Genomic DNA, 12,913 nt, shown 5'->3' on the forward strand with positions numbered 1-12,913 from the left:
ATTAACGTACCTTCAGCGTTGCCAGGCCAATCAGCACCAGCATCAGCGAAATAATCCAGAAGCGTACAATTACGCGCGGTTCCGGCCAGCCTTTCAGTTCATAGTGATGGTGGATCGGCGCCATACGGAAGATGCGCTGTCCGCGCAGCTTAAAGGAGCCAACCTGCAAAATGACCGACAGTGTTTCTACGACGAATACACCGCCCATGATCACCAGCAGGAACTCCTGACGCAGGAGCACGGCAATAATGCCCAGCGCGCCGCCAAGCGCCAGCGATCCGACGTCGCCCATAAAGACCTGCGCCGGATAAGTGTTAAACCACAAGAAGCCTAAACCCGCGCCAACAATTGCCGTACAAACGATCACCAATTCGCCGGCATGACGTAAATAGGGAATATGTAGATAGTTGGCGAAGTTCATGTTACCGGTCGCCCACGCTACCAACGCAAAACCTGCGGCCACAAAGACGGTCGGCATAATCGCCAGACCATCCAGACCATCGGTGAGGTTGACCGCGTTGCCAGTACCCACAATCACGAAGTACGCCAGCAGCACGTAGAACAGCCCCAACTGCGGCATCACGTCTTTAAAGAACGGCACCACCAGCTCAGTGGCCGGGGTATCTTTACCAGCCAGATACAGGGCAAAGGCCACGCCCAGCGCAATCACCGACATCCAGAAGTATTTCCAGCGCGCGATCAGGCCCTTGGTGTCTTTGCGTACCACTTTGCGGTAGTCATCGACAAAACCGATAATGCCGTAACCGACCAATACCACCAGCACGCACCATACGTACGGGTTCGACGGGTATGCCCACAGCAGTACGGAGATAACAATCGCGGTGAGGATCATAATCCCGCCCATAGTCGGCGTACCGCGTTTACTGAAGTGTGATTCCGGACCGTCGTTACGCACGACCTGTCCAAAGGACATTTTTTGCAAGCGGGCGATCATGCGCGGGCCCATCCACAAAGAGATGAACAGCGCGGTCAGCAGGCTGACGATGGCGCGAAACGTCAGATAGGAAAAGACGTTAAAGCCGGAATAATATTTGACCAAATGTTCGGCCAGCCAAACTAACATGTCCCATTCTCCTGTAATGCGCGTACTACCTCTTCCATGGCGGCACTACGTGAACCCTTCACTAAAATCGTCATAATCTGATGTTCTGCAATCAGCGCCTTAAGATGCGCGGTCAACGCGGTTTTATCCGCAAAATGCTCACCCACACCGCTGGCATGGCTAATTGCCTGACTCAGTTTCCCTGTACTCAGCACACGGTCGATACCTGCAGCCTTCGCAGCGTCACCCACCTGCACGTGGCATGCTTCGCTTTCCGCGCCAAGCTCTGCCATATCGCCAACGACCAGCACGCGGTAGCCCGGCATTTCGGACAGCACGTTTACCGCTGCGGTCATTGACCCGACATTTGCGTTATAGGAGTCATCCAGCAGTAGCTGATTTTCTGCCAGTTGAATCGGGAACAGACGCCCCGGTACCGCTTGCAGCTCCTTCAGACCCGCTTTAATCGCTTCGTGCGTCGCGCCTACCGCCATAGAGAGCGCAGCCGCCGCCAGGGCGTTAGCAATGTTGTGACGACCCGGCAGCGGCAGCAGAACATCAATGCTTCCGGTTGGCGTTTGCAGAGAAAACTCTGTGCCGTGTGAAGTCACATGAACATTGGCCGCCGAAAAGTCGCTGTTGGCCGCATTCGGGGAGAAGCGCCAGACTTTGCGATCGCCGATAATGCTCTGCCAGTTCAGCCAGTCGTTATTGTCGGCATTCATAATGGCGATTCCGTTCGCTGGCAGGCCGGTAAAAATCTCACCTTTTGCCTTCGCAACGCCCGCCAGTGAACCAAAGCCTTCCAGATGCGCGGCTGCCAGGTTGTTCACCAGCGCCGCTTCCGGACGCGTCAGGCCAACGGTCCAGGCGATTTCGCCCTGATGATTAGCGCCAAGCTCAATCACGGCATAGTCGTAATCGTTGTTTAAGCGCAACAGCGTCATCGGTACGCCGATGTCGTTATTCAGGTTGCCCGCGGTATATAAGGTGTTGCCACACTGACTCAGAATGGATGCGGTCATCTCTTTGACAGACGTTTTACCGGAAGAGCCGGTCAGCGCGATAACGCGCGCCGGAACCTGAGCGCGTACCCATGCCGCCAGTTCACCAAACGCCAGACGTGTATCTTTAACAATCAGCTGCGGCAGGTTGGTGTCCAACGGACGGCTGACCAGCAGCGCACCCGCCCCGCTCTCTTGCGCCTTGTCTGCAAAATCGTGGGCATCAAAGCGTTCGCCTTTCAGCGCGACAAACAGGCAGCCCGGCGTAACTTTACGCGTATCGGTTGTCACCGCATCAAGAGTCAGATCGGCTCCTTTCAGTTCGCCACGGAGGATCTCCGCCAGTTGGCTGAGCGTTACGCTAATCATGCGATTACTCCCAGCAGACGCGCTGCCGTGACGCGGTCAGAATAGTCGAGGCGCTGCGAGCCAACGATCTGGTAGTCTTCGTGACCTTTCCCGGCCACCAGCACCACGTCGTTTTCTTTCGCCTGCATAATGGCGTTTGTCACAGCCTCTGCGCGACCTTCCATCACTTTCACCTGTCCGGCATCCAGCATACCCGCCAGAATGTCGTTAATAATGGCGCGCGGCTCTTCGGTACGCGGGTTGTCATCGGTCACCACGACAACATCAGCAAACTGCTCGGCAATCGCGCCCATCAACGGACGTTTACCTTTGTCGCGATCGCCGCCGCAGCCAAAGACGCACCACAGTTTGCCAGTACAGTGCAGACGTGCCGCCTGCAGCGCTTTTTCCAGCGCATCTGGCGTATGGGCATAATCAACCACAACGGTGGTTTTACCCGGCGCGCTGAACACTTCCATGCGCCCACAAACTGGCTGTAATTGTGTCGCCGTTTTCAGTAAATCAGCTAACGGATATCCCAACGCCAGCAGCGTTGCCAGCGCCAACAGCAGATTGCTGACGTTAAACGCGCCCATCAGGCGACTTTCAATTTCGCCGTCACCCCATGAGGAGGTAAAACGAATTGTTGCCCCGCTGTCGTGATAATTCACGTCAATCGCCTTTAACCAACGACCGTGACAGTTCGGGTTGATGTGGTCTTCCATCGATACGGCAACCGCATCCGGAAGTTTGGCCAACCAGCGACGACCGACTTCATCATCCGCATTAACGATGGCCAGGCCGCAATGGTGCGTGGAATACAGCAGCCATTTCGCGGCTTCGTAATGTTCCATGTCGCCGTGGTAATCAAGATGGTCACGGCTTAAGTTAGTAAATACTGATGCGGCAAACTTCAGCGCCGCCACGCGATGCTGAACCAGACCGTGTGAAGACACTTCCATCGCGCCAACCGTTGCGCCTTGTGCAACCAGCCCTGCCAGCACATGCTGGACATCAACGGCTGAACCGGTGGTATTTTCCGTCGGGATCACTTTGCCCAGCAGGCCATTGCCGACTGTTCCCATCACCGCGCTGGTTTCGCCAAGCAGTTGGCTCCACTGTGCCAGCAATTGGGTGGTGGTGGTTTTACCGTTGGTCCCGGTCACGCCGACCAGTCGCATTTTTTCAGAAGGCTCGTGGTAAAAGCGGCCCGCCAGTGCAGATAAACGTTCGTTAAGCTGACTGAGATAGATAACTGGAACGCCGTGCATTTCACGGATTTCACCGTCAGTAGCTTCATCTTTTGCTTCTGCAATAATGGCAGCCACACCTTGCGCTATCGCCTGCGGGATATACCGACGCCCGTCCGCCTGATGACCCAATACTGCGACAAAGAGATCGCCCGATGCAGCCATACGGCTGTCGAGCGTCATCTCCCGCAGTGCTCGCTCCGGTGCACCCGGCACCCATGGAGCAAGAAGGTCGCGCAAATTACGATCTGCCACCTGTTGCCTCGCCTTGATTATTCACAAATTCATTTTTATCGCCCGTTGTCAGCGCATCCGGTTCGATGTTCATGGTGCGCAGTACGCCGCCCATGATGGCACCAAAGACCGGCGCGGAAACGGCGCCACCGTAGTATTTACCCGCCTGCGGATCGTTGATAACAACAACCAGCGCGAAGCGCGGCTGACTCGCAGGCGCAACGCCTGCGGTATAAGCAATGTATTTGTTGATGTAGCGGCCATCCGGCCCTACTTTCTTCGCCGTACCGGTTTTAATGGCGATACGATAGCCTTTAATCGCCGCCTTCACGCCGCCGCCGCCGGGCAGCGCCACGCTTTCCATCATGTGCACTACGGTACGCACGGTTGATTCCGGGAAGATACGCTCGCCCGGAACAGGAGGGTCAACTTTGGTGATCGACAGTGGCCGATAAACGCCATAGCTGCCGATCGTTGCATAGACTCGCGCTAACTGTAACGGCGTTACCATTAGCCCATAGCCGAAAGAGAAGGTGGCCCTCTCTATGTCAGACCACCGTTGTTTTTGAGGATATAAGCCACTGCGTTCTCCGACCAACCCCAAATTGGTCGCTTTTCCCAGCCCAAAACGTGAGTAAGTGTCTACTAACGCTGAGGACGGCATCGCTAACGCCAGCTTGGAAACACCGACGTTACTCGACTTCTGCAAAACCCCGGTGAGGGTCAATTCGCTATAACGCGCCACGTCTTTAATTTCGTGGCCATTAATTCGGTAAGGGATAGTGTTAAGTACGGTATTTTCGCGAACCACGCCACGCTGCAGCGCCGTCATCACCACCATCGGTTTGACGGTGGAACCCGGTTCAAACACGTCGGTAATCGTACGGTTACGCATCGCATCCTTCGGCGTACCGGTGAGATTGTTCGGGTTGTAGGACGGGCTGTTGGCCATCGCCAGCACTTCACCGGTGTTCACATCCACCAGTACCGCACTTCCTGACTCCGCCTTGTTAAACGCCACGGCGTTATTCAGTTCGCGGTAGACCAGCGCCTGTAAACGCTCATCGATACTTAGCGCAAGGTTATGCGCCGCCTGGCTGTCGGTAGAGGAAATATCCTCAATGACGCGGCCATAACGGTCTTTACGTACAATACGTTCGCCCGGTTGCCCGGTGAGCCATTTGTCGAAGCTCTTCTCAACGCCTTCAATCCCCTGGCTGTCGACGTTAGTAAAGCCGATAAGGTGAGCGGTCACTTCTCCGGAAGGATAGTAACGGCGGGATTCTTCGCGCAGGTGAATGCCTGGCAGCTTCAGTTTTTTGATGTAGTCAGCCATGTCAGGGTTTACCTGACGCGCCAGATAGATAAAGCGCCCTTTCGGGTTGGCGTTAATGCGGGAAGCCAGTTGATCGAGCGGGAGATTCAGCGCGGTCGACAGCGCTCTCCAGCGTTCACCAACGCTTACGCCGCCTGCGTCATGCACCTCTTTGGGGTCGGCCCAAATCGCCTTAACCGGAACGCTCACCGCCAGCGGACGACCTGAACGGTCGGTAATCATCCCGCGCGATGTGGACACTTCCTGTACGCGCAGAGAGCGCATGTCGCCCTGACGCACCAGCATGTCCGGCGCGATGATTTGCAGCCAGGCAACGCGCCCCAGCAGAAAACCCAGTGCCAGCAAAATACAGCCGCACAGTAACGCAAAACGCCAACTGATAAAGTTGGCTTGTTCTTCCTGGCGTTTTGGCTTGTGCGTTTTTGCCGCTGCTTTCATGCGTCGCGTTTATCCTTATTTTTGTACTACGATATTTTCTTGTGAGGGATCAACATGCTGCATTTGCAGCTTTTCCGTTGCGATCCGTTCAACACGGCTATGGTCGCCGAGCGCGTTCTCCTCAAGGATCAAGTTGCGCCATTCGATATCCAACGCATCTCGCTCCAGAACCAGCTGCTCACGCTGCGCGGTCAGTAACCGCGTATGGTGTGCTGTTGTCACGACGGTAACCGCCGTCAAAATAATGCAAATGAACAGGCAGAGTGGCAGCTTCCCATACCGCAAAAGATCGTCACCGATCACGCCAGGCAAGGCATGGCGCTCGTTGCTTCCTATCGATCCTTTAACTTTGCTGAGGGCTTCTGTCACTCTGCTGATCATGCGTTCGTCCTCTCTGCAATACGCAGAACTGAACTACGGGCACGAGGATTTTCAGCTACCTCTTCTTCACCCGGCATCATCTTGCCTAGTGCTCTTAACTCACGGCCGCCCAGCTTTTTGATCTGCGCTTCGGTCATCGGTATTCCAGCCGGAACCTGAGGACCACGGCTTTGTTCGCGCATAAAGCGTTTCACAATGCGATCTTCAAGCGAATGGAAACTGATTACCGAAAGGCGACCACCTGGTGCCAGCACGCTGAGCGAGCTTTTTAGCGCCTGCTCTATCTCCTCCAGTTCACTGTTCACCCAAATGCGCACCGCCTGGAAGGTACGGGTCGCGGGATGTTTGAATTTGTCTTTCACCGGCATTGCCGCCGCAATCACTTCCGCCAGCTCTTTAGTGCGGGTCATCGGTTCGATGCGGTTGCGCTCTACGATGGCGCGAGCAATACGTTTGCCGAAGCGCTCTTCGCCAAAGGTTTTAATCACCCAGGCAATGTCTGCTTCATCGGCGGTTTGCAGCCATTCGGCCGCTGACTGACCGCGTGTAGGGTCCATACGCATATCTAACGGACCGTCACGCATAAATGAGAATCCGCGCTCAGCATCATCAAGCTGTGGAGAAGACACCCCAAGATCAAGAAGAATCCCGTCGATCTTACCGGTAAGTCCGCGCTCGGCGACATAATCAGCCAGCGCAGAAAAAGGACCATGGACGATGGAAAAACGGGGATCGGTAATCGTCTTTGCAACGGCAATCGCCTGCGGATCGCGATCGATGGCCAGTAAACGCCCCTCTTCGCCAAGTTGCGAGAGGATCAGACGTGAGTGACCACCGCGACCAAATGTCCCGTCAATGTAGATGCCGTCTGGACGAATATTCAGGCCGTTTACGGCTTCATCCAGCAACACCGTTGTATGTTTATAATTTTCCATCATTTTATAGAGACAAATCCTGCAATCGTTCCGACAGCGCGCCGGTAACAGACTGCTCAGCGTCGATATCTTCCTTGACCTGTTGATACCAGGTCGTTTCATCCCACAGCTCAAACTTATTGAACTGCCCAACCAGCATCACTTCTTTCGTTAGCCCTGCGTGTTGCCGCAGAATGGGCGCTATCAATAATCGGCCAGCGCTATCCATCTGACATTCGCTAGCATGACCCAACAACAGGCGCTGTACGCGACGCTCAACTGGATTCATGCTCGACAGACGCGATAACTTCTGCTCGATAATTTCCCATTCAGGCAGGGGGTACAGCAGCAGGCACGGGTGATGGATGTCAATGGTGCAAACCATTTGACCGGTAGCGCTCTCGAGCAGTTGATCCCGATAACGGGTAGGCACAGATAAGCGCCCTTTACTGTCGAGATTAACTAACGTTGCTCCCCGGAACATGCCAGCCTCACCCCCGATTACCACTTTATCCCACAAATTCCCACTTAAAGGAGTTTACGGAGCGGAGGAAAACCTTGTCAAGCAAGTCACGGCGCTTAGCGGAGCAAAAAACCCATTGTTTACGGCTAATATCAGCGTTGAACAAATTCCGTACAGCAAACGAAGCAAATTAACGTCATGAATATTTGTAAGAAAAAAATCCAACAACTCATGATTGTTTAAAACAACTGAATATCATCAAAAGAAAAATATAAAGTGTCAGTTTGCGACGCGAGCGGCATTTTAGGACAATATGCAGCGAGATAACAGTACCAGTTAATCAGTCTGTACGCCGCACAGGAGCGAGATAAGGGCGAGATTGTCGCAACACACCAGTAAAGTGTTTGTTAATTCGGCAAATCCCTACATGCTTGTAACAAAATAATACAACCGTAACGCATCGTTACGTCTCAATTACCCAAAAATGGATAGTTGCATTTTTAATTCGGCATAATAGAAGAATCAATTTCAGATAATTCTAAAGAATATTCTTAATTATAATGCGGTTATTTCCGAGAACGGGATAATTGATGATGTCAGAGGCTTATCCGCCGACATCATCAATTGAGGCAACTTAGTTACGGCTTAGAATACCGCGACGGTACAGATTACGCCGTATACGCGTTAAACCTGGTTTGGGTTTACGCGGCTCATCCAGGCTTGCCAACACAATCTCCAGCACGCGTTCCGCGACATCTCGATGGCGCTGCGCCACCGCCAGAACCGGGCACTGCAGGAAGTCGAGCAGCTCGTGGTCGCCAAAAGTCGCAATCGCTAAATCAGACGGTAACTGCCCGTCGCGGCGCAGGGTCACATCCATCACCCCCTGCAACAGGGCAAACGACGTGGTAAACAGCGCCTGAGGCATTGGATGCATTTCCAGCCATTTATCAAATAACTGCGCGGCCGCCTCCCGCTCATAGCTGTTGGCATAGAGAAAATGCACTTCACGCGGATCGTCCTTCCACGCGGTACGGAAACCCTGTTCGCGCAGGAAACTGACGGACAATTCAGGAAGCGCCCCCAGATAGAGCACGGTTTCAGCAGGGAATTTACGTAACTCCTCCGCCAGCATCTGCGCATCATCCTGGTCTGCGCCCACCACGCTGGTGAAATGTTCACGATCCAGCGCGCGATCCAGCGCCACAATCGGGAATGAACTGTTCGCCCAGCGCTGATAAAACGGATGTTCAGGCGGCAAGGAAGTCGAAACGATAATGGCATCAACCTGACGTTGTAAAAGATGCTCAATACAGCGCATTTCGTTATCAGGCTGATCTTCAGAGCAGGCAATCAGTAGTTGATATCCGCGCTGACGCGCCTGGCGCTCCAGATAGTTTGCGATCCGGGTATAGCTCGTGTTCTCGAGATCCGGGATCACCAGCCCGATAGAACGTGTGCGTCCAGCACGCAGCCCGGCCGCCACGGCATTCGGGTGGTAATTATGCTCACGCACCACCGCCATGACTTTTTCAACCGTTTTGTCGCTTACGCGGTATTGCTTTGCTTTGCCGTTAATAACGTAGCTTGCAGTCGTTCGCGAAACGCCGGCCAACCGAGCGATTTCATCCAGTTTCACAATTGCCCCTTGCGTAAAATGTACAAACCATAACCTTTGAGATGGCATGGGTTAAACTTCTTAACATCTAAGCGCAGAATAATGACTGCGGCAACCGCTTTTGTCTCTGGTTACTGCTGATTTCGCAAAAAAAAGCAACCAGTAGCCAATGCATCTCGCGTAGGTCAGGTAAGCGTTAGCGCATAATTTTATCGCCGCGGGAAAGCCCCACCACGCCGGAACGGGCAACTTCCACGATTTTGGCGACTTCCCGTAGCGTTGCCAGAAACGCATCCAGCTTATCGCTGGTGCCCGCCAGCTGTACGGTGTAGATCGACGGCGTAACATCGATGATTTGCCCACGGAATATCTCCGTGTTGCGTTTCACCTCTTCCCGGCCATAGCCGCTGGCCTGGATTTTCACCAGCATGATTTCTCGTTCAACGTGGGCGCCCTGCCCCAGTTCGCTGACGCGCAGAACATCCACCAGTTTGTGTAGCTGCTTTTCGATCTGCTCCAGGACTTTCTCATCCCCTACCGTTTGAATCGTCATCCGCGATAAGGTCGGGTCGTCAGTCGGCGCGACGGTCAGGCTTTCAATGTTGTATCCGCGCTGGGCGAAGAGGCCAATCACACGTGACAATGCACCCGACTCGTTTTCCAGCAATACTGATAATATCCGGCGCATAATCAGGTCCTCTCCGTTTTACTTAACCACATTTCGTCCATCCCGCCCCCACGAATCTGCATCGGGTAGACATGCTCACTGCCGTCGACGGTGACATCAACAAACACCAGGCGATGATTACGCACATGTTCCAGCGCTTCGCCCAGCTTGCTCTCCAGTTCGCCTGGATCATTAATCTGGATACCGATATGCCCATAAGCTTCAGCAAGGCGCACAAAATCAGGTAGCGACTGCATGTAAGACTGGGAGTGACGCCCGGAGTAAATCATGTCCTGCCACTGTTTGACCATGCCGAGATAGCGGTTGTTAAGGTTGAGCACCAGTACCGGTAGCTCATATTGCAGCGCCGTCGACAGTTCCTGGATGTTCATCTGAATGCTGCCATCCCCGGTAACGCACACCACTGTTTCATCCGGCAGCGCCATTTTCACCCCTAACGCCGCGGGTAAACCGAATCCCATGGTGCCGAGGCCGCCTGAGTTAATCCAGCGGCGTGGTTTATCGAACGGATAGTAAAGTGCGGCAAACATTTGATGCTGACCAACGTCAGAGGTCACGTATGCATCCCCTTTCGTCAGACGCCAGATGGTTTCAATCACCGCCTGCGGTTTAATACTTTCACTTTGCGTGTCGTATTTCAGGCACTGACGAGCGCGCCAGTGTTCGATCTGTTGCCACCAGTCACGGTTATCATCCAGCGGCTGCTGCGATTTCTCCTGCGGCAGCAGTTCAAGCATCTGATCCAGCACCAGGCGAGCATCGCCCACAATCGGAATATCCGCAGTGACGGTTTTTGAAATTGAGGTCGGATCGATGTCGATATGCAGCACGGTCGCATTCGGGCAATATTTTGCCAGGTTATTGGTCGTTCGATCGTCAAAACGAACGCCGACGGCAAAGATCACATCAGAATGATGCATGGTCATATTCGCTTCGTAAGTACCATGCATGCCCAACATTCCCAGCGCCTGGCGATGCGTGGCCGGAAACGCGCCTAACCCCATCAGCGAGGAGACAACCGGCAGATTAAGTGCTTCGGCAATTTGCCCCAGTTGTTCGTGACAGGCGGCATTCACCGCGCCACCACCAACATAGACAACCGGTTTCTTCGCCGCTACCAGCGTCTGCAAAGCACGTTTTATCTGTCCTTTGTGCCCGGTCGTTGTCGGGTTATACGAACGCATACTCACCGAGTCCGGCCAGCTATAAGGCAGTTTTTTCGCCGGATTCAGAATATCTTTCGGCAAATCCACCACCACCGGCCCCGGACGACCGCTTGCCGCCAGCCAGAAGGCTTTTTTCAGCACCTGCGGGATATCTTCCGTTTGTTTAACCAGAAAACTGTGTTTTACCACCGGGCGGGATATACCCACCATGTCGCACTCCTGGAAGGCATCGTAGCCAATCAGGGAGGTGGCGACCTGGCCGGAGAGGATCACCAACGGAATGGAATCCATATATGCCGTTGCAATCCCGGTGATCGCATTGGTTGCTCCTGGTCCGGAAGTGACCAAAACGACGCCCACTTCTCCTGTGGCACGCGCCAGGCCATCAGCCATATGTACCGCGGCTTGCTCATGACGGACTAACACATGATCAATACCGCCGACCGTATGCAATGCATCATAAATATCGAGGACGGCCCCCCCGGGATAACCGAATACCTGCTTCACACCCTGATCGATAAGCGATCGGACGACCATCTCGGCTCCAGACAACATCTCCATGGCTTGCCTCACTCTTATAATGAATTACGGTTTAACAACACATTAACCGCTGACGATGACGCATGGCAATTGACTCCGAAGGGGTGGCACTGGAGTAAATAAGAATAAAACGGAGGTAAGAATTGAATAAATGGAGAATTAAACCAGCATAAGCAATTGATATGATAAATAATCGCTTAAAAAGGGGGACTTACAGCAATTAGTCTATTTTTTTACACTTTCGGACATACGTAAAAAGTCGAGTTCAGCACAAAATTTTAGATATAAAGACAAAAGCAGAATAAACCAGATGTATTCCCCGATTTATTCTGCCAGCGGCTACTTCTTACAGACGGAGACCAACAGTTCTTCCATCCATTGATGTCCTTTATCGCGCCCCGCAGCCTCATGCCAGGAAAGATAACATGTGCGGCTATTCAATTTTAAAGGTAAAGGCAATATCTGCAGTTCTAAAGAATCGGCGAACTCTTCCGCCAACCAACGCGGCGCAATAGAGACCAGGTGCGTTTGCGACACAATATTAAGCACGCTGATTAATGCCATTCCCTGATAAGCCACGCAGGATTGTTTATCCGGTGTGTCATACCACGGCTGGCTGAATGAGGCGAAGCGATCGAGCGAAACCACGGCATGCTGTTCATGATAGAGATTGCTTTCCAGCAATGGGCCACTAATGCGCGGATGTTTTTTGCTTGCCACTAACACCATTTCGTCATTGAATAACGGAACACTGGTAAATTCCGGACGACGGAATTCTTCATAGCTAATAACAAACTCAGTTTCCTGATAACGTAATTGGTGCTCGGTATTTAGATTTAGTGAAGATTTAAAAACGACATTAATGTTCGGCGCGACTTGTTCAACTCGATTATAAATCAACGAAGTAAGAATATTATCCAATGGACTGCATACGCAAAGATTGAATACACGCTCGCTGCTGGTAGGTTCAAAGCCGGAACCAGGCAGTTCATTCTGCACTAATTGCAATGCCTGACGAACGGAGCCAAACAGCTGGAAGGCTCTTGCTGTCGGCTGGATTCCACGGCCATAACGAACAAAAAGCTCATCGTTAAACATGACTTTCAGGCGTGCGACCGCATTACTGACAGCGGGTTGCGACATCCCCAGCGTATGTGCAGCACGCGTAATATTTTGTTCCTGCATCACCGCATCAAAAACAGTTAATAAATTAAGATCAACCATGCGAAGCTGTGGCTTCCCCATCTCTATGAGATTAGATTTATCTATTATTTTTACTTCTGGCATATTTAACTCCACTGTCACTCTAAACTCCCTTTTCCCAGACGGAGTGCAGAAATAATCTCCGTTAATATGATTTACCATGCATATAAAATAAGAAAAAGGAAAAACATTAAAATTAGGAAAACATAAAGGCACAAATCTAAATGTACAAAAGAACACCACAAGCGTAGTGCGGCAGATGTCACT

11 protein-coding genes are annotated in these 12,913 nt (G+C 52.7%); all 11 read right to left on the reverse strand.

Annotated features, from left to right (window positions below; genetic code table 11):
- Position 1: 1 nt before the first annotated feature.
- The 11 genes from mraY to leuO all read right to left on the reverse strand — a co-directional run bounded on the left by mraY (position 2) and on the right by leuO (position 12,730).
- The gene (gene mraY / locus HV314_RS20895) at positions 2-1,084 is read right to left on the reverse strand and encodes a phospho-N-acetylmuramoyl-pentapeptide-transferase (RefSeq protein WP_016151694.1); all 1,083 of its coding nucleotides are present in this window, start codon (positions 1,082-1,084) and stop codon (positions 2-4) included.
- Complete coding sequence (gene murF / locus HV314_RS20900; protein ID WP_181546607.1) at positions 1,078-2,436, reverse strand: UDP-N-acetylmuramoyl-tripeptide--D-alanyl-D-alanine ligase; 1,359 nt, start codon at positions 2,434-2,436, stop codon at positions 1,078-1,080. Before murF ends, mraY begins: the two co-directional genes overlap by 7 nt.
- The gene (gene murE / locus HV314_RS20905) at positions 2,433-3,920 is read right to left on the reverse strand and encodes a UDP-N-acetylmuramoyl-L-alanyl-D-glutamate--2,6-diaminopimelate ligase (protein ID WP_181546609.1); all 1,488 of its coding nucleotides are present in this window, start codon (positions 3,918-3,920) and stop codon (positions 2,433-2,435) included. Before murE ends, murF begins: the two co-directional genes overlap by 4 nt.
- A complete protein-coding gene (ftsI, locus tag HV314_RS20910) occupies positions 3,907-5,673 on the reverse strand; it encodes a peptidoglycan glycosyltransferase FtsI (RefSeq protein WP_016151691.1) in 1,767 nt (588 codons plus the stop codon). Before ftsI ends, murE begins: the two co-directional genes overlap by 14 nt.
- A 15-nt stretch (positions 5,674-5,688) precedes the next feature.
- Complete coding sequence (gene ftsL / locus HV314_RS20915) at positions 5,689-6,054, reverse strand: cell division protein FtsL (RefSeq protein WP_006686695.1); 366 nt, start codon at positions 6,052-6,054, stop codon at positions 5,689-5,691.
- Positions 6,051-6,992 (reverse strand): 16S rRNA (cytosine(1402)-N(4))-methyltransferase RsmH, encoded by a 942-nt coding sequence (rsmH, locus tag HV314_RS20920; protein WP_016151690.1) that lies wholly within the window; start codon positions 6,990-6,992, stop codon positions 6,051-6,053. The genes ftsL and rsmH overlap by 4 nt, the downstream gene beginning before the upstream one ends.
- A gap of 1 nt (position 6,993) precedes the next feature.
- Positions 6,994-7,452, reverse strand: a complete 459-nt coding sequence (gene mraZ, locus HV314_RS20925; RefSeq protein ID WP_005124560.1) for a division/cell wall cluster transcriptional repressor MraZ — start codon at positions 7,450-7,452, stop codon at positions 6,994-6,996.
- 613 nt (positions 7,453-8,065) lie between these two features.
- Positions 8,066-9,070 (reverse strand): catabolite repressor/activator, encoded by a 1,005-nt coding sequence (cra, locus tag HV314_RS20930; protein WP_181546611.1) that lies wholly within the window; start codon positions 9,068-9,070, stop codon positions 8,066-8,068.
- A 175-nt stretch (positions 9,071-9,245) separates the two neighbouring features.
- The gene (gene ilvN / locus HV314_RS20935) at positions 9,246-9,737 is read right to left on the reverse strand and encodes an acetolactate synthase small subunit (protein ID WP_003829566.1); all 492 of its coding nucleotides are present in this window, start codon (positions 9,735-9,737) and stop codon (positions 9,246-9,248) included.
- A 2-nt stretch (positions 9,738-9,739) separates the two neighbouring features.
- The gene (gene ilvI / locus HV314_RS20940; RefSeq protein ID WP_181546613.1) at positions 9,740-11,464 is read right to left on the reverse strand and encodes an acetolactate synthase 3 large subunit; all 1,725 of its coding nucleotides are present in this window, start codon (positions 11,462-11,464) and stop codon (positions 9,740-9,742) included.
- Positions 11,465-11,782: 318 nt separating this feature from the next.
- Entirely contained in the window at positions 11,783-12,730 is a 948-nt protein-coding gene (leuO, locus tag HV314_RS20945; RefSeq protein ID WP_016151687.1) for a transcriptional regulator LeuO, read from the reverse strand.
- Positions 12,731-12,913 lie beyond the last annotated feature (183 nt).

The sequence above is a fragment of the Citrobacter sp. RHBSTW-00887 genome, from assembly GCF_013728095.1.
GTDB lineage: Bacteria > Pseudomonadota > Gammaproteobacteria > Enterobacterales > Enterobacteriaceae > Citrobacter > Citrobacter braakii.